The sequence below is a fragment of the Streptomyces sp. NPDC001493 genome (assembly GCF_053597235.1).
Genome location: NZ_JBSFHV010000004.1, coordinates 126505 through 143587 on the forward strand (window position 1 = coordinate 126505; position 17083 = coordinate 143587).

11 protein-coding genes are annotated in these 17083 nt (G+C 73.3%); 4 read left to right on the forward strand and 7 right to left on the reverse strand.

What is annotated here, in order from left to right; all coding sequences use genetic code 11:
- Positions 1 to 81 precede the first annotated feature (81 nt).
- From ACWCWD_RS08290 to ACWCWD_RS08310, 5 genes are all read right to left on the reverse strand, one after another.
- The gene (locus ACWCWD_RS08290) at positions 82 to 3015 is read right to left on the reverse strand and encodes a hypothetical protein (RefSeq protein WP_450771178.1); all 2934 of its coding nucleotides are present in this window, start codon (positions 3013 to 3015) and stop codon (positions 82 to 84) included.
- Positions 3016 to 3065: 50 nt separating this feature from the next.
- Complete coding sequence (locus tag ACWCWD_RS08295; RefSeq protein ID WP_327175716.1) at positions 3066 to 4190, reverse strand: ATP-binding protein; 1125 nt, start codon at positions 4188 to 4190, stop codon at positions 3066 to 3068.
- Between the two features lie 59 nt (positions 4191 to 4249).
- Complete coding sequence (locus tag ACWCWD_RS08300) at positions 4250 to 5683, reverse strand: vWA domain-containing protein (protein WP_450771470.1); 1434 nt, start codon at positions 5681 to 5683, stop codon at positions 4250 to 4252.
- A gap of 71 nt (positions 5684 to 5754) precedes the next feature.
- Positions 5755 to 7146 (reverse strand): hypothetical protein, encoded by a 1392-nt coding sequence (locus ACWCWD_RS08305; protein ID WP_450771471.1) that lies wholly within the window; start codon positions 7144 to 7146, stop codon positions 5755 to 5757.
- Positions 7146 to 7664, reverse strand: a complete 519-nt coding sequence (locus ACWCWD_RS08310) for a hypothetical protein (RefSeq protein WP_450771180.1) — start codon at positions 7662 to 7664, stop codon at positions 7146 to 7148. The genes ACWCWD_RS08305 and ACWCWD_RS08310 overlap by 1 nt, the downstream gene beginning before the upstream one ends.
- 317 nt (positions 7665 to 7981) lie before the next feature.
- Here ACWCWD_RS08310 and ACWCWD_RS08315 point away from each other — a divergent pair, with 317 nt between their 5' ends.
- From ACWCWD_RS08315 to ACWCWD_RS08330, 4 genes are all read left to right on the forward strand, one after another.
- On the forward strand, positions 7982 to 8413 hold the full coding sequence (locus ACWCWD_RS08315) for an acyl carrier protein (RefSeq protein WP_450771181.1): 432 nt from the start codon (positions 7982 to 7984) through the stop codon (positions 8411 to 8413).
- A 14-nt stretch (positions 8414 to 8427) separates the two neighbouring features.
- A complete protein-coding gene (locus ACWCWD_RS08320; RefSeq protein ID WP_450771183.1) occupies positions 8428 to 9636 on the forward strand; it encodes a beta-ketoacyl-[acyl-carrier-protein] synthase family protein in 1209 nt (402 codons plus the stop codon).
- A gap of 249 nt (positions 9637 to 9885) precedes the next feature.
- Positions 9886 to 11187, forward strand: coding sequence for a cytochrome P450 (locus ACWCWD_RS08325; protein WP_450771184.1), 1302 nt, complete (start codon positions 9886 to 9888; stop codon positions 11185 to 11187).
- A gap of 78 nt (positions 11188 to 11265) precedes the next feature.
- Positions 11266 to 12480 carry a beta-ketoacyl-[acyl-carrier-protein] synthase family protein gene (locus tag ACWCWD_RS08330; protein ID WP_450771185.1) on the forward strand — a complete coding sequence of 405 codons (1215 nt, stop codon included), beginning with the start codon at positions 11266 to 11268 and terminating at the stop codon, positions 12478 to 12480.
- 164 nt (positions 12481 to 12644) lie between these two features.
- Here ACWCWD_RS08330 and ppdK read toward each other — a convergent pair whose 3' ends face one another.
- Together ppdK and dusB are read right to left on the reverse strand one after the other, a co-directional pair.
- Positions 12645 to 15359 (reverse strand): pyruvate, phosphate dikinase, encoded by a 2715-nt coding sequence (ppdK, locus tag ACWCWD_RS08335; RefSeq protein WP_450771186.1) that lies wholly within the window; start codon positions 15357 to 15359, stop codon positions 12645 to 12647.
- 574 nt (positions 15360 to 15933) lie between these two features.
- Positions 15934 to 17082: a tRNA dihydrouridine synthase DusB gene (gene dusB, locus ACWCWD_RS08340; RefSeq protein ID WP_450771188.1), complete on the reverse strand. Its 1149-nt coding sequence runs from the start codon at positions 17080 to 17082 to the stop codon at positions 15934 to 15936.
- Position 17083 lies beyond the last annotated feature (1 nt).

The window sequence follows — 17083 nt, forward strand, 5'->3', positions numbered from 1 at the left end:
ACCGTCCCCCGGCGGCCGGGCCGGACGGCACCGGAGGACCGGCCCGCACCCCCGGAGGGATCGTGGGCCGGTCCGGTCGTGTCACACCCCGGCGGCCAGCAGCGCCTCCAGGGCCCCGGCCGGCTCCGGGTGCCGGGCGAGGAGCGCGGCGCCCGCCGGAGCGGAGTCCGCCGCCGTCCACGTACCGTCGCAGCCCAGCAGCGCGGCCACCGCGTCGCAGGTCGCCGGGTACGCGGCGAGCAGGGCGACGCCCGTACGCGCTCCGGTACCGGCTCCGGCGTCCCGGGGCGCCGCCGCCTCCGGGGCGGGCTCGCGCCAGGGCGGTACGAAGGTGTCCAGCGCGTCGAGCCGGCCGGGGAAGATCCGCCCGGCCTCCCGGATCAGCAGCGGGGCGAGCTCGGCGCCCTCGGCGCGCAGGGTGGTGATGAGCGTCGGCAGCCAGGGCAGCAGCACCCGGTCCGGCAGGCGCGCGAAGGCGTTCGACACGGCTTCCACCACGAAGTCGGCGAGGTGCGGCACCGGCTCCAGGGCGTGCAGGAACCCGCTGAGGTAGCGCGGACAGGCGGGCACCACCAGGGGGTTGGCCAGCAGTCCGTCCCACCGTGCGCGCAGCTCCTCCCGGGAGAGCCGGCCGAGGTGCGTCTGGGCCGCCCAGAGCAGCGCCGTCCGGGAGGGCTCCTCGGGGTGCGACTGGGCGAGGGCCAGTTCCAGCTGGGTCCGGTCGCAGCCGAGCGAGAGCGCGAGACCCTCCATGGAGAAGAGGAAGCCGAGTGTGGCGGCGACCTGGCGGCCGGTGGCGTCCTCGTCGTGGAAGGCGGTCGGCAGCAGGGTGCAGTAGTGCGCGTACCCGGCCTTGACGAAGGACTCGATCCACGGCGGCAGCACCGGTTCGGAGGTGCGGTAGTACGCCAGCAGCCGGCGCACCCGGCGCAGCACCTCGGGGGCGCCGTCCACGCCGCGCTCGGTGGTCAGAACCTCCAGGGCGCGGGCGCCGAGTTCGGCGGCGAGACGTCCGCCGCGCAGGTGGAGCGTGGCGTCCTCGACCGCCCGGAGCACCGTCGCGGTGGTCGCCTGCGGGGCGTACGCGTCCCGCCTCAGCCGCTGCTCCAGGACCTGCTCGATGCTGACGCCCTCGTACCCCAGCTCGATCAGGGCGCGCTGGTTGGTGCCGAGGGCGAGGTCCCAGGACTCCTGGAGGGAGCGCTCGCCGAGCCGCCGCTCCCCCATGATCGGCCGGGCGGTGCCCTCGGGCATCAGCCGGCGCAGCATCCACAGCACGTCCGAGCAGCGCTCCAGCTCCGGGCGGGAGCTGATGTCGAGCAGGGCCCGGCGCACCCCGCGCTGCTGGAGGTCGAGCCCCAGCGGGGCGAGCCGGTCGTGGACGTCGCGGGCGAGCGGCGGCAGCGAGTCGTAGCCGACTCGGCCGATCCGGTCGCCGCCCATCATGATCTCCACGAGCCGGCGCACGTCCCGGCGCCCGGGGACGGCGTCCTTCTCGATGCAGGTGACGGCCGCGTCCTGGAAGTCGTACGGGGTGGGGCGGGCGCGGTCGCGCATCCCGGCCAGCAGGATCGAGGTCTCGAAGACGGCGATGGCGTCGGCGGTGGAGGCGAGGTAGCCGTTGCGGCGGGCGGCGCGCACGATCTCCACGGACCAGCCGAGGAGTTCGGCCTCGTCCAGGCCGTCGAGTACGGGCGGCAGCCGCAGGAATCCGGAGAGCCGGTCGGGTACGGTCTCCGGTGCCTCGACGGGTGCCGGTGCCTTCGCCGCCGTCCGCGCGGACTTCTTCGAACCGTCCTGGCCGACGAGCCGGAAGGGCTTCACCCGGGTGCGCTTGAGGTTCTTCGTCCACTGGGTCGCGGCGATCGACACCGAGCCGGGAGCGAGGCCGAACTGCGCCTCGATGGCGGTGTGGCTGGACGGGATGAGGCCGTAACTCCAGACGCTGTCGCTCGGCGGAGAGATCTCGAAGCCTTCGGCGCCCGCCACCCCGAACTCGGCGACCCGGCTGACCGCGTGGAACGCGCCGCAGACGTAGAGGCAGTCGGCCGGGTCGGTGCCGGTCGCGGCCAGGTGCTCCCGCATCCGGGTCCACATGTACCGCTCGCGGTCCTCGTCCACCCGCGTACGTCCCGCGTCCTCGGGCGCCAGCCGCCGGAACAGGCTGCCGATCAGCAGCATGACCTGCCGGTACGTGGCGTGGTCGCTGTCGCCGAGCGGGAGTTCGACGTACTGGTGCCACCACTCCGACCAGTGCCGCACCCGGCCGTGGCGCAGCAGGTGCTCCTCCAGTTCGGCGAAGCGGGGGCGCAGGTCGCCGATCTCCACGCCGACCGCGTCGCCGTGCAGCCCGGCCTCCTCCTCGGCGGCGGGGGCGGGGGCTGGCGCGGGGGTCGGGGCGGGTCCTTCGCCGTCGGTGGGCTCGTCGCGCGTCTGCCACTGGAAGACGTGGTCCGACGACCGGTCGACGAGGACCAGTTCGACGCCCGGGGTGTCCAGGGCGTAGGCGATGGCCTGGTACTCGGCGGACGCCTCGGTGATCGGCGCGACCACCGAGAGCGGGGCCCAGGCGGCGGGAAAGCCCTCGGCGTCGCTCGCGAACGCCTGCACCGCCACCGGGAGCCGGCAGTTGCGGAGCTCGGTGAGGAGCGGCGCCATGTCCTCGCACAGCTCCAGGTAGACGACCTTGGGCTGCTTCTCCCGCAGCCGCCGCGCCATCGCGGTCGCCGAGGCGGGCGAGTGGTGGCAGACCGGGAAGATCTCCAGCGGCTCGCGCACCGCGCGGTCCACGTCGTCCACCAGCCCGAGGAGGATGCCCTCCAGGGCGTCCGGCCCGTCCGCGAAGGACGCCGCCGCCTCCCGCAACTGACCGCGCAGCGCCTCGAATCCGGTGTCCGGCCGCTGACCGGCGACCGTCTGCCCGGCAGCCGCCCGCCCTGCGGCTTTCTGCCCTGCGGCCGCCCGGCCTGCAGCCGCCCGCCCCGTACCCGCCCGCCCCGCGACCGTCTCCGGCATGGTGTTCCCCTCCCTCGCTCCGGTCACCTCGGTCATGTCGCTCGCGCCCGTCACGACAGGGTGGCGATCGCGTCCCGGCCGCCCTCCAGGAACTCGGGCCAGGCGCCGCCCTCCTCCTTGCCGCGCGGCTCCACGACTCCGTGCAGGTACTTGTTGAGGATGGCCAGGTCCTCCGGCTCCCGCCGGACCAGCGATCCGACGAGCGAGGAGGCGAGGGTACGGGCGGTGAGCTCGCGCTCCCCGAAGAAGTTGCTGTGCAGGATCGCGTCCTCCAGCACCCCGATCTGCTCGGCGCTGGAGAGGGCGGACTCCAGCTTCTCGTCGTCGCTGCCCGCCGCGGCGGCGGAGGCGCGCAGGTCGGCGAAGCTCTGCAGGAGCACGTCGAGCAGGGTGGGCGGCACGTCCAGCTCGATCCGGTGGCGGCGGAGCAGCTCCTCGGTGCGGAAGCGGACGATCTCCGCCTCGCTCTTCTTGTTCGTCACCACGGGGATGCGGACGAAGTTGAAGCGGCGCTTGAGTGCGGACGAGAGGTCGTTGACGCCCCGGTCGCGGCTGTTGGCGGTGGCGATGACCGAGAATCCGGGCTTGGCGAAGACGATGTTGTCGCCGTCGCCGCCGCTCTCCAGTTCGGGGACGGAGACGTACTTCTCCGAGAGGATGGAGATCAGCGCGTCCTGGACGTCGCTGGTGGAGCGGGTGAGCTCCTCGAAGCGGCCGATGGTGCCGGTCTCCATCGCGGTCATGATCGGCGAGGGGATCATCGACTCCCGGGACTGGCCCTTGGCTATCACCATGGAGACGTTCCAGGAGTACTTGATGTGGTCCTCGGTGGTGCCGGCCGTGCCCTGCACCACCAGCGTGGAGTTGCGGCTGATGGCGGCGGAGAGCAGCTCGGCCAGCCAGGACTTGCCGGTGCCCGGGTCGCCGATCAGCAGCAGGCCGCGGTCGGAGGCGAGGGTGACGATGGAGCGTTCGACGAAGCTGCGGTCGCCGAACCACTTCTGGCCGATCTCCCGGTCGAGGCCGTCGGCGCGCTCGGAGCCCAGGATGAACAGGCGGACCATCTTCGGCGACAGGCGCCAGGAGAACGGCTTGGGGCCGTCGTCCACCGATTCCAGCCAGTCCAGCTCCTCGGCGTACTTGATCTCGGCGGGGGCGCGCAGCAGGTCGGACATGTCGGGCCTTTCTCGGGTCTGGGGTACGGGGGCGGAAGAGACGGGTTACCGGGCCGGGCTCAGGTGAGGAAGTTCTTCAGCTCGTGGACGAGCTTGCGGATGTGGCCGGAGAGGACCGGCGTGCCGAGGTCCTTGAAGCGTTCGCGGAACCAGGGGTTGACGCTGCCGCGCCCCGAACTGGTCACCGAGCCCACGGGGATGAACTTGACGCCCGAGCGGTGGAGGGCGGCCATGCTCTCGAAGAGCGGTTCGCACTGCCATTCGTAGAAGTCGGAGATCCACACCACGACGGTGTTGCGGGGCTCCGCGATCTTCGGCTGGGCCAGTGCCATGGCGACCGTGCCGTCCGTGCCGCCGCCGAGCTGGGTGCGGAGCAGCGTCTCGAAGGGGTCGTGCACCCACGGGGTGAGGTCGAGGGCCTTGGTGTCGTACGCGACGAGGTGGACGTCGACCTTGGGGAGCCCGGCGAAGATCGAGGCCAGGATGGTGCAGTTGACCATCGAGTCGACCATGGAACCCGACTGGTCGACCACCACGATCAGCCGCTGGGGCGTCGTCTTCCGCGTGGTGTGGCGGTAGTAGAGGCGGTCGACGTAGAGCCGCTCCTCCTCGGGGCTCCAGTTGGTGAGGTTCTTCCAGATCGTGCGGTCGATGTCGAGGTTGCGGTAGACCCGCTTCGGCGGGACCGAGCGGTCCAGCGGCCCGACGGTGGCCTTCTCCACCTGGGTACGCAGCACCTCGGCGACCTCGTCCACGAACCGCCGGATCAGCGCCTTGGCGTTGGCCAGGGCGACGCCGTCCAGGTTGTTCTTGTCGCGCAGCAGCTGTTCGATCAGCGACATGCTCGGGGTGAGCCGCGCGGCGAGCTTCGGGTCGGCGAGCACCTCGCGCAGCCGCATCCGCCGGACGAGGTCGGCTTCGATGGCGCCGAGTTCGGGGCCGATCGCCGGGATCAGCCGGCTGAGGTCGGGGGTCGTACCGCCGCCCGACCCGGTGGGGCCCGCGCCGGGGCCCGTGGCGGAGCGTCCGGTGGTGCGTCCGCCGCGCAGGGCGCCGGGCTCGCAGCCGAGCGCCCGCTCCAGCCAGCCCGCGTCGGACTGCCAGCGCGACAACTGCCCGGCGGTGACCGCGCCCCGGCCCGTCGCGAACACGTTCAGCAGCACCTTCGACACCAGCGCGGCGCGCCGCACCTCGGCCGCCCGGTCCCGGCCGGAAGCGTCCGCGTCGGTGTCGGCCTCGTCGTCCGCGCCGGAGTCCGCGACGGCGTCCCCCGCCAGCAGCCCGTCGAACTCGGCGGCCAGGCCCGGGTGGCGCTGCACGACCGAGTCGACCGCGACCTTCGGGTCCAGCAGTGCGGGCGGCAGGCCGATGTCCTCGACCACGGCGAGGCTCGCCGACTCCAGCGCCGGCTGCTCCTCGGGGTCGAAGAGCTGGGCGAGGAGGCGCCAGTAGAGGACCTGGCGGCGGTTGTCCTGGGAGTCCGCGCCGGACATGCCGTCCGGGGCGCCGTGGGCTCGCGTCGCTCCCGCGGCCTCTCGCTGTCCGATGTCGTCCGTCCGTCCGGTCATGTCCGCAGCAGCCTTCCGGCGCGTTCGCGCAGTACGGCCGCCGCGTCGGTGGCGGCCTTCTCGGCCCTGGTTCCGGCCTTGTCGGTGGTGCCTCCGGCCCAGGCTCCGGCGTGCACCGCCACCGGCTTCTTCCGTACGAGGGTCTCCACGGCGAGCGGCTGGAGGCGGTACGCCCCCGCGTCCCAGCGGAGCAGGCCGATGCAGGCCCCCGACGCGAGGACGGCCTCGGGGGTGAGCGGTCCGGCGGCCGGTATCCGGTCCACGTCCACGTCCAGGGCTCCCCCGGCGAGGGTGAACGTCACCGAGCCGTCCTCCCCGGCCGCTGCCGCGTAGCCGTCGAGGAAGACGGGTACGGCGACGGCCGTGGGGTGGCGGTCCAGCGGGGCGGTCGCCCGGGCGGTCGCGGTGGGCAGGGCGACCCGGGCGGTGGCGAAGGAGTCGGCGGGCTCGCCGGGGCGGGCGTGCGCGTCGCTCCAGATCAGGTCGCCCGCCGGGGTGACCGGCATGCCGGTCAGCTCCGCCGCGCGCCCCTCGCCCACCGCCGCGAGGAGGGAGAGGTGGGGGCGGAGCAGCTGCCAGAGTCCGGCGCCGACGACCGAGTCGGGCTTGGGCGCCGACACCGACGCGCGGACCAGGTACGGGGTGGAACCGTCCGCCGGCTCGAACACCGCGTGCACCTGGGCCTGTACGGCGGTCGCGTGCTCCTGCACGTCCACCCCGAGCGGCAGCAGCCGGCCGGTGACCGGGACGGTCGAAGGGGCGTCGGCCGCGCCGGGCAGGGTGAGCAGCATCGCCCGTGTCCAGAGGTCGGCCCAGCGCCGGACCGGGACGCGTTCCAGGGAGGCGCCGGGGCAGGACGCGGCGAGTTCGGCGGCGAAGCCGTCCAGGAGGGCGGCCAGGCGGCGGAGTTCCGGGTCGGCGAGCATCGCGGAGACGATCCGCGCGGCCCCGGAGACCACCTCGTGGTCGATGCCCCGCCAGCCGCAGCGCGCCAGGTCGCAGAGCCAGGAGCGGGCTGCGACCAGCAGGTTCGCCGGGACCCCCGGCTCGATGCCGGGGGCCGCCGCCGGGGTGCTGGTACGGCCGGTGGCTTCCGCCGCCCGGGCCGTCAGCGCGTCGTGCGCGGAGCCGAGCAGCGCGGCGCGCGCGGCGGCGAGGGCGGTGAAGTGCTCCTCGCCCGCGGCCCCGGAGGCGGCCTTCGCGGCCGCCTCGGCGACCCTCGCGGCGAGCGGGCTCCCGGCGAGGGCGTCGGCGAACTCCGCCAGTGCGGTGGCCTGCGCGGGGCGCGGCCGGAGCAGGCCGGTCACCAGGACCCGGTCGAAGGAGTCGGCGGCGGTCAGCGCCTCGTCCAGTCCGTCGATCTCCTCGGCGAGCAGGCCGGCCCGCATCATGCCGCCTCCCCGGTGAGCGAGCGGGTCGGCGGGAACCACTGCATCTCGGGCAACGGCATGGTGGTCGGCGCGAGTTCGAGGTACGCCAGGTGGTGGAGGAAGCGGCTGAAGACGGGCGCGGCGGCGGTGCTTCCCGCCGGTCCGGGGCGGGCGGCCGTCATGGTGGCGGTGATGCCCTGCGCGCTCGGCTCGCCGTCGGCGGGCTCGGCCTTCAGGTACCGGGCCACGCGCTCGGGGCCGTACTGGAGGACGGATTCGTTGACCAGGGCACGTATGTGATTGCAGAAGCCGCCGCGCGCCCCGCCGCAGGGGCGATTGTTGTTGGTACTGCAGGCGTAGGCGAAGGTCCGCGTCTCGACGGACGAGACGTAGACGCGCTCGATGTCCGACCCGCTGGACACCACGCCCTGCAGCCGCCCGTCGGCCAGTTCGACGAACGGGACCTTGGCGAGCTTGCGCGGCCGGGCGGGCGGGATCACCCGCACGATGCTCGACCTCTCCAGATCTGACGACACGTCATGTCCTCTGCGTTCGAAGGGGATTGGCTGAAGGAAGGGGTATGCGCACGTGAAAGGGGGTCCGCTCCGCGAGGGCGGAAGCGGAACACGACTGAACATACGTGCGCCCACTGACAACGCCCCCGACAGCGGCCCGGGGCCCCGGTCGAACACGGCGTCCGTGGCCTCGCGCCACCCCACCCCCGTTCGCGCCACCCCCCGCCACGCGGCCGTACGCGGGGACTCTCGCGAGTCAACCCTGACGAATCGGTGTTTCGGGGTGACCAGGAGGGCTTGGCGTCGTTGGCGACTGTGTTTGCGCAAGAAACAACTTCATGGAGGACGGCACGATGTACGAGACGCTCACCAGACTGCTGGTCGAGGAGTTCGGGCTGGACGAAGAACAGGTGCGGCCCGGCGCGACGGCCCGTCAACTGGAGCTGGACTCCCTCTCCCTGGCGGAGCTGGCGGTGATCATCACCGAGAACACCGGGGTACGCCTGGAGGACGTGGAGATGAACCCCGACAGCACCCTGGGGGAGATGGCGGAGGTCTTCGCCCGGGCCCTCCCCCCGGGCCCCGCCTCCACACCCACTTCCGCGCCGGACCGCGCCGCGGCCGCCGCACCCGCGCCCGACCGGCGCCACCCCACGGCCGTGGCCACCGCGCCCGACCGGCAGCACCCCGTGGCCGTGGCCACGCTCACGGCCACAGTTCCCGCAACGCCGTTCGACCAGGCTCTGCCCGTCGCGCCCGCGCAGTCGTGAGGGCCGGTGTCGTCGTGACGGGCCTCGGACTGGTCACGTCCGGCGGGATCGGCGTGGAGGCCGGCTGGCGCGCCGCCCTGGCGGGGGTGTCCACGGCCGCCCGTGACCCGCTGCTGGCCGGACTGCGGGCGGACATCTCCTGCCGCGTACCGGACTTCGACCCCGACGCGCTGCTCGGACGGCGGCTGGCCCGCCGGATGGACCGGAACACCCAGCTCAGCGTGGTCGCCGCGCGCGAGGCCATGGCCATGGCGGGACTCACCGGACGCGACTGGGACCCGGTCCGTGTCGGGGTGGTCATCGGTACGGGCGGCTCCAGCGTCGACGGCCTCATCGACATCTGCGGCAGACTCGCCGCCGGCCGCCCCGAGACCGTGCCCCCGATGGCGCTGCCGCGCAGCCTGCCCAGTGCGAGTGCGGCCGAGGTCGCCCTCGATCTCGGCGCGGCCGGGCCGAACTTCGCGACCTCGGCGGGCTGTGCCTCCGGGCTGACCGCGATCGGTGTAGCCCGCGACCTGCTGCGCTCCGGCGCCCTGGACATCGTGGTGGCCGGCGGTTCCGAGTGCCTCTGCCACCCCCTCACCGTGACGGCCTTCGGCCAACTGGGCATCCTCTCCACCCGCCCCTGCGACCCGCGCGACGCGGCCCGCCCCTTCGGCGCCGGCCGGGACGGCTTCGTGGTCGCCGAGGGCGCCGGAATCCTGGTGCTGGAGCGCGCCGCGCACGCCCGGGCCCGCCGCGCACCGGTACTGGCCTGGACGGCCGGTTACGGGGCCGCGGGCGACGCCCACCACATCGCCGCCGTCCACCCCGAGGGCCGGGGCGCCGAGCAGGCGGTACGTGCCGCGCTCGCCGACGCCCGCTGGCGGCCGGAGGACGTGGAGCACGTCAACGCCCACGGTGCGGCGACCGCCTCCAACGACGCGGCCGAGGCGTCCTGGCTGGCCCGGCTGCTGCCGCACCGCCCGCCCGTCACCGCCACCAAGGCCACCCTCGGCCACGCCGGTGCGGGCTCGGGAGGCGTCGAGGCCGTCCTCAGCGTGCTCACCCTGGCCCGGCGGACCATCCCGCCGACCGCGAACCTCACCGAACCGGACCCGGCCTTCGCCGGGGGGATCGACCTCGTCACCAAGGTCCCCCGCCCCGGCGTGGCGCGCACCGCGCTGTGCGTCTCCACCGCCCTGGGAGGCCAGAACAGCGCCTTGGCCCTGGTGGCCTCCTGACCCGCGCGCGGCCCGCCACCCGTGCCGCGCCCACGCCCCGTACCGTCCGTCACCCGACGCCCGCACCGCCCGCCGCCCGCCGCCGAAGAGCTCCGCAACCGCTCGTACCCCGCACAGCCCGTACCCCGCACCCCGCCCCCACCCGCGTATCCCCGGACCGCACGAACGGCGACCCGCCGCACCCGTGAAAGCACCGAACGGCGCGGCGCACCCGCCGCTCCCCGTGAACCACTGGAAGCACCGAACCCCATGAGCGCCGTCCTCCCCACCGCCCCGTCGCCCTACCCCGCCACCCCGTCCTCCACCGAGCCCGAAGACGCCGGCCCCCAGACCCAGGTGATGCGCCTGCTCCGCCGGCTGCGTACCGAGGCCGACCCGTACCCGGTGTTCGACCGGCTGCGGGAGCTCGGCCCGGTGATCCCCGTACCCGCGCTGAACGCGGCCGTCGTCACCGGCTTCCAGGAGTGCCGCCACGTGCTGCGCGACCCCGCGTTCATCCTCCCGGACACCGCCTGGCGCGACGCGCACGCCGGCGGCTGGCGCCACCACCGCAGCGCGGTCAGCTACGCGGCCTCCCTGCCCAACGCCAACCCGCCCCGCCACACCGCGCTCCGGGCCCACCTGGCGCAGGGTTTCCACCGCACCGCGCTCGCCGAGCTGCGGCCCGTGGTGACCGCCCTGGTCCACAGCGGCCTGAACGAACTGGGGGCCGCACTCGCGGCCCACGGCACCGCCGACCTGACCGAGCACATCAGCCGGCCGCTGCCCTCCCGGGTCATGTGCAAGGTCCTCACGCTGCCCGACGAGGACGCCCCGATGCTCGCGGGCCTGACCGCCCGCTGGACCGCCGCCGCCGAACTCTTCCCCACGGAGGCCGATCTGGACGACGCGGACGCGGCGGACGCCGCGCTGGTCGCGTACTTCCTGCGGGTCGTCCAGGAGCGCGAGCGGTGCCCGGGCAGGGACTTCCTCTCCACCTGGGTGGCCGCCGCCCGGGCGGACGGGGTGGGGATCGACGACATCGTGGTGCACACCGCCCAGCTGTTCGTCACCGGCTTCATGACCGTCCAGTCCTCGCTGACCAGCGCGGCGTACGCCGTGCTGAGCAGCCCCGAGCTGACGGCCGCGCTGCGCCGGCGGCCCGAGGACATGGGGACGGCCGTGGAGGAGGTGCTGCGCACCCGGCCGGCCGCGGCGGTCGTCGGCCGCGTCGCGACCCGCGGCTGCGTGCTGGCGGGGGTGCCCGTCGCCGCCCAGCAGCGGCTGATCGTGGTGATCCCGGCCGCCAACCGCGACCCCCAGGCGGCCGCCACCGCCCATCTGACCTTCGGGGTCGGCGTCCACTACTGCCTGGGCGCGGCCCTCGCCCGCCTCCAGCTGGGCGAGTTCCTGCCCGCTCTGCTCAGCCGGTTCCCGTCCCTCCGCCTCGCCGACGCCCCGGCGCCCGACGATCTTGTCCCCGGCGCGTCGCAGGACCCCGCGCCGATGGCCGGAATCGCCCTCCCCCACCACGTCCGCCTGCTCACCACCACCGCGAGAGCCTCCCGATGACCCTCACCCCCACCCGCACGTACCCGCCCGCCCCCGTTCCCGCGCTGCGCCACCGCGCCACCACCGAGGGGACGCGCCATGCCGGCTGAGGCCGCCGTCACCGGCATCGGCATGATCACCCCGGCCGGCGGGACCGCCGCCGCGACCTGGGACGGCGTATGCGCGGGCAGGAGTCTCGCCCGGCGCGATCCCGTGCTGGCGGGCCTTCCCGTCGACCTCTCCTGCCCTGTCGATCTCGACCCGGACGCCACCCTCGGGCGCCGGCTGGCCCGTCGGCTGGACCGTTTCTGCCAGCTCGCCCTGGTGGCCGCCCGCCAGGCCGTGGCGGACGCCAAACTCTCCGCGGCCACCTGGGACGCCGACCGGATCGGCGTCGTCCTCGGCGTCAGCTGCAACAGCATGGAGACGTACGTACGCGAGTTCACGCTGCTCGGCGAGGACCGGCCCCACCTGGTCTCGCCCCTGGCGCTGCCCCGCAGTGTGGCCAGCATGGCCGCCGCCGAGGTCGCGCTCGACCTCGGGGTGCGCGGCCCCAACTTCACCGTCACCAGCGCCTGTGCCTCCGGGGCCACCGCACTCGGTGTCGCCCGCGGCCTGATCGCCTCCGGCGCCTGCGACATCGTGCTGGCCGGGGGCAGCGAATCCGGGCGGTCCCGGATGGCCGCCACCTGCTTCACCCAGATGCGGGCGCTCTCCCGGGGCGGGCCCGACGCGGCGTCCCGCCCGTTCGACACGGACCGCGACGGGTTCGTCCTCTCCGAGGGGGCCGCCGTCCTCGTCCTGGAACGCCCCGACCGCGCGCTGGCCCGGGGCGCGCACACCCGGGCGCTGCTGCGCGGCTTCGGCTCGACCAGCGACGCCCACCACCCGGTCGCCCCGCACCCGGAGGGCCGGGGTGCCGAAAGCGCCCTGCGGGCCGCCCTCGCCGACGCCGGCTGCGCCCCCTCGGACATCGGCCACGTCAACGCGCACGGCACGTCCACCCAGGCCGGGGACACCGCCGAGGCGAGGGCCCTGCTCCGGGTCTTCGACGGCACGCCCCCGCCGGTCACCGCCCCCAAGGGTGTCCTCGGTCACTCGCTGGGCGCGGCCGGCGCCATCGAGGCGGCCCTGACGGTCCTCACCCTGGAGAAGCAGCTGGTCCCGCCGACCGCCAACCTCTCCCGCCAGGACGAGGGCCTGGAACTGGACGTGGTCACCGGGGCCCCGCGCCCGGTCTCGCTCTCCGCCGCCGCGTCCAACTCCTTCGGCTTCGGCGGCCAGAACGCGGCGCTGCTCTTCACCACGCCGTGAGGGCCGGTCCCTGAGAACTCCCGACGCACCCCGGACGTGGAAGAGCGGCGGCACCCCCGCACAGGGTGCCGCCGCTCGGGTTCCGGAAGCGCCGCCCGGGCCGGGGCGAGGGTCGGGTGTGGCCCGGTGATGGCGGTTCCGGAAGTCGGGGGCGAGAAAGCGGGTCAGCCGGTGGCGTCCCCGCCCTTCGGCGCGGCGGCGGCCCGCCCCGCCTCCAGCCGGGCGACCGGGATGCGGAACGGCGAGCAGGAGACGTAGTCGAGGCCCACCTCGTGGAAGAAGTGCACCGACTCCGGGTCGCCGCCGTGCTCGCCGCAGACGCCGAGTTTGAGGTCGGGGCGGGTGGCGCGGCCGGCCGCGACGGCGCTGCGCACCAGGGCGCCGACGCCGTCCTGGTCGATGGTCTCGAAGGGGGAGACCCCGAAGATGCCCTTCTCCAGGTAGGCGGTGAAGAAGGAGGCCTCCACGTCGTCGCGGGAGAAGCCCCACACCGTCTGGGTGAGGTCGTTGGTGCCGAAGGAGAAGAACTGGGCGGCCTCGGCGATCTGACCGGCGGTCAGTGCGGCGCGGGGCAGTTCGATCATGGTGCCGATGGTGAGCCTGAGGTCGGTCCCGGTGGCGGCTTGGACCTCGGCGATGACCCGGTCCGCCTCCTCGCGGACGATCTCCAGCTCCTGGACCGTGCCGACGAGCGGGATCATGATCTCGGCGCGCGGGTCGCCCTTGGCGTGTCTGCGGTGGGCCGCGGCTTCGGCGATGGCGCGGACCTGCATGGCGAACAGTCCGGGGATGACCAGTCCGAGGCGTACCCCGCGCAGGCCCAGCATCGGGTTCTGCTCGTGCAGCTTGTGCACGGCCTGGAGGAGCCTGAGGTCGTTCTCGTTGGCGTCCTTGCGGGACTCGGCGAGCGCGACGCGCACCGAGAGTTCGGTGATGTCGGGCAGGAACTCGTGGAGCGGCGGGTCCAGCAGCCGTACGGTGACGGGCAGTCCGTCCATCGACTCGAACAGCTCGATGAAGTCGGCCTTCTGGAGCGGCAGCAGTTCGGCGAGGGCGGCCTCGCGTTCGGCGTCCGTGTCGGCGAGGACCAGCTTCTCCACGAGGACGCGGCGCTCGCCGAGGAACATGTGCTCGGTGCGGCAGAGGCCGATGCCCTGGGCACCGAAGCGGCGGGCGCGCAGGGCGTCTTCGGCGTTGTCGGCGTTGGCCCGTACCCGCAGCCGGCGCATCCGGTCGGCGTACGCCATGATCCGGTGGACGGCGCCCACGAGTTCGTCGGCGTCGTCGGCGCCCGCGTGCATCCGGCCCTCGAAGTACTCGACGACCGGGGACGGTACGACGGGTACCTCGCCGAGGTAGACCTTGCCGGTGGAGCCGTCGACGGAGACGAGGTCGCCCTCCTCCACGACGGTGTCGCCCACGGTGAGCCGGCGGCGCTTGGTGTCGACCTCGATCTCCTCGGCGCCGCAGACGCAGGTCTTGCCCATGCCCCGGGCGACGACGGCGGCGTGCGAGGTCTTGCCGCCGCGCGAGGTCAGGATGCCCTCGGCGGCGATCATGCCGTCCAGGTCGTCGGGGTTGGTCTCGCGGCGGATCAGGATGACCTTCTCGCCGGAGCGGGACCACTTGATCGCGGTGTACGAGTCGAAGACGGCCTTGCCGACGGCGGCGCCCGGGGACGCGGCGATGCCCCGTCCGAGCAGCCTGGTCTTCGCGGTGTCGTCGAAGCGCGGGAACATCAGCTGGGCGAGCTGGGCGCCGGTGACGCGCTGGAGCGCCTCGGCCTCGTCGATGAGTCCCTGGTCGACGAGTTGGGTGGCGATCCGGAACGCGGCACCGGCGGTGCGCTTGCCGACGCGGGTCTGGAGCATCCACAACTGGCCGCGCTCGATGGTGAACTCGATGTCGCAGAGGTCCCGGTAGTGGGTCTCCAGCGTCTCCATGATCTGCATCAGCCGGTCGTACGAGGCCCGGTCGATGGTCGCGAGTTCGGCGAGCGCGACGGTGTTGCGGATGCCCGCGACGACGTCCTCGCCCTGGGCGTTCTGCAAGTAGTCGCCGTAGACGCCCTGGTGGCCGCTGGCCGGGTCGCGGGTGAAGGCGACGCCCGTGCCCGAGTCGGGTCCGAGGTTGCCGAAGACCATGGAGCAGATGTTGACGGCGGTACCGAGGTCGCCGGGGATGCGCTCCTGACGGCGGTAGAGCTTGGCCCGGTCGGTGTTCCACGACTGGAAGACGGCGTGTATGGCCAGATCCATCTGCTCCCGGGCGTCCTGCGGGAAGTCGCGGCTGGCCTCGGTCTTCACGATCCGCTTGAAGTTCTTGACGAGCTTCTTGAGGTCCTCGGCGCCGAGGTCGGTGTCGACCTCGGCCTTCTTGGCCCGCTTGGCGTCCTCCAGCGCGTCCTCGAAGAGGTCGCCGCCGACGCCGAGCACGGTCTTGCCGAACATCTGGATGAGCCGGCGGTACGAGTCCCAGGCGAACCGCTCGTCGCCTGCCTGCGCCGCGAGTCCGACGACGGACGCGTCGGAGAGGCCGATGTTGAGGACGGTGTCCATCATGCCGGGCATCGAGAACTTGGCGCCGGAGCGTACGGAGACCAGGAGCGGGTCGTCGGCCTGGCCGAGGGTCTTGCCCATCCGGGCTTCGAGGGCGGCGAGATGGGCACTCACCTCGTCGCGGAGTTCGGCGGGTTCGACGCCACTGTCGAGGTAGACCTTGCACGCCTCGGTGGTGATGGTGAAGCCGGGAGGGACCGGCAGACCGAGGTTGGTCATCTCGGCGAGGTTCGCACCTTTCCCGCCGAGCAGGTCCTTCAGATCCTTGTTGCCCTCGGTGAAGTCGTAGACGAACTTCCTTGGACCGTTGTTTCCCGACACGGGTCTCGACTCCTTGAGGACGCGGTGGCTGCCCTGACGGCCAGGAACATACCCAGATCAAAGGCGTCTGGTGGTGTCCGCTTCTCCATCGTGCGGCCGCAACCACCCGTCTGCCAGCAGATCGAAAGTGAGGGGTAGCCGAGGCCTTCCCAGCCGGTGCGTTCACCTCTCGAACACGAGGTGACGTTCCGTCGACGAACCATCGGAGAATCGTGACGCACGGCGACAGAAGCGTCGATCGATCAAAGTCTGCACATCTGGCACGCAGTGCCGTCATTTGAGAAGTGGCGTCACGCGATCGCGCCCATTCGAGCGCTCATCTGAGCCAAACACTCCTCAAGCGTGGCGAGGATCACGCCGCCAGGACACCCGGATGCCACCATGCGGACACCCTTGTCTCACCTTGAGCACCTCCGCACGCACGGAACGTGAGGAACGGCGTGACGGAAAGGCCCCGGTCCGCACATCGGCGCGAACCGGGGCCGGTCGTCCTCGGCGGATTCCGCTCGCCAGGCGCTCATATGAGCAGTGCTGCGCGGAGGGCACTCCGTACCCCCGCGCGGGCCGTCCCGGGTCAGCCGCCGGAGGTGTCCAGCTCGGCGTCGGCGCTCACGCCGGAGCAGTCGTAGGGGTCCTTCAGCCAGCCGTCCGGGAGCACCACCCGGTTGTTGCCCGAGGTGCGTCCGCGGGGGCCGTCGGCGCCGTCGGGCCAGGGCTGGTCGAGGTCCAGCTCGTTCAGCTGGCCGGCCAGCTCCTCCAGGGAGGAGGTGATCGCGAGCTTCTTGCGCATCTCCGAGCCCACCGCGAAGCCCTTGAGGTACCAGGCCACGTGCTTGCGGAAGTCGATCACGCCGCGCGCCTCGTCGCCGATCCACTCGCCCAGCAGCGTCGCGTGGCGCACCATCACGTCGGCGACCTGGCGCAGGACGGGCTCGTGCTTGGTGTTCGTACCGTCGAAGGCACCGACCAGGTCGCCGAAGAGCCAGGGGCGGCCGAGGCAGCCGCGGCCGACGACCACGCCGTCGCAGCCGGTCTCGGCCATCATCCGGCGGGCGTCCTCGGCGGACCAGATGTCGCCGTTGCCGAGGACCGGGATCTCCGGGACGTGCTCCTTGAGGCGGGCGATGGCCTCCCAGTCGGCGGTCCCGCCGTAGTGCTGGGCCGTGGTCCTGCCGTGCAGCGCGACGGCGGCCACGCCCTCCTCGACGGCGATCCGGCCCGCGTCGAGGTAGGTGAGGTGGTCGTCGTCGATGCCCTTGCGCATCTTGATCGTGACCGGCAGCTCACCGGCGTTCCCCACGGCCTCGCGCAGGATCGCGCGGAGCAGCGGCCGCTTGTACGGGAGCGCCGAGCCGCCGCCCTTGCGGGTCACCTTGGGGACCGGGCAGCCGAAGTTCAGGTCGATGTGGTCGGCGAGGTCCTCGTCGACGATCATGCGTACGGCCTTGCCGACCGTGACCGGGTCCACTCCGTAGAGCTGGATCGACCGGGGGGTCTCGCTCGCGTCGAAGTGGATGAGCTGCATGGTCTTCTCGTTGCGCTCGACCAGCGCCCGCGTGGTGATCATCTCGCTGACGAACAGCCCGCGGCCGCCGGAGAACTCGCGGCACAGGGTGCGGAACGGCGCGTTGGTGATACCGGCCATGGGGGCGAGGACCACCGGCGGCTGCACGGTGTGCGGGCCGATGCGGAGCTGCTGGGGCGCGGGGGCGAGCGTGGTCATC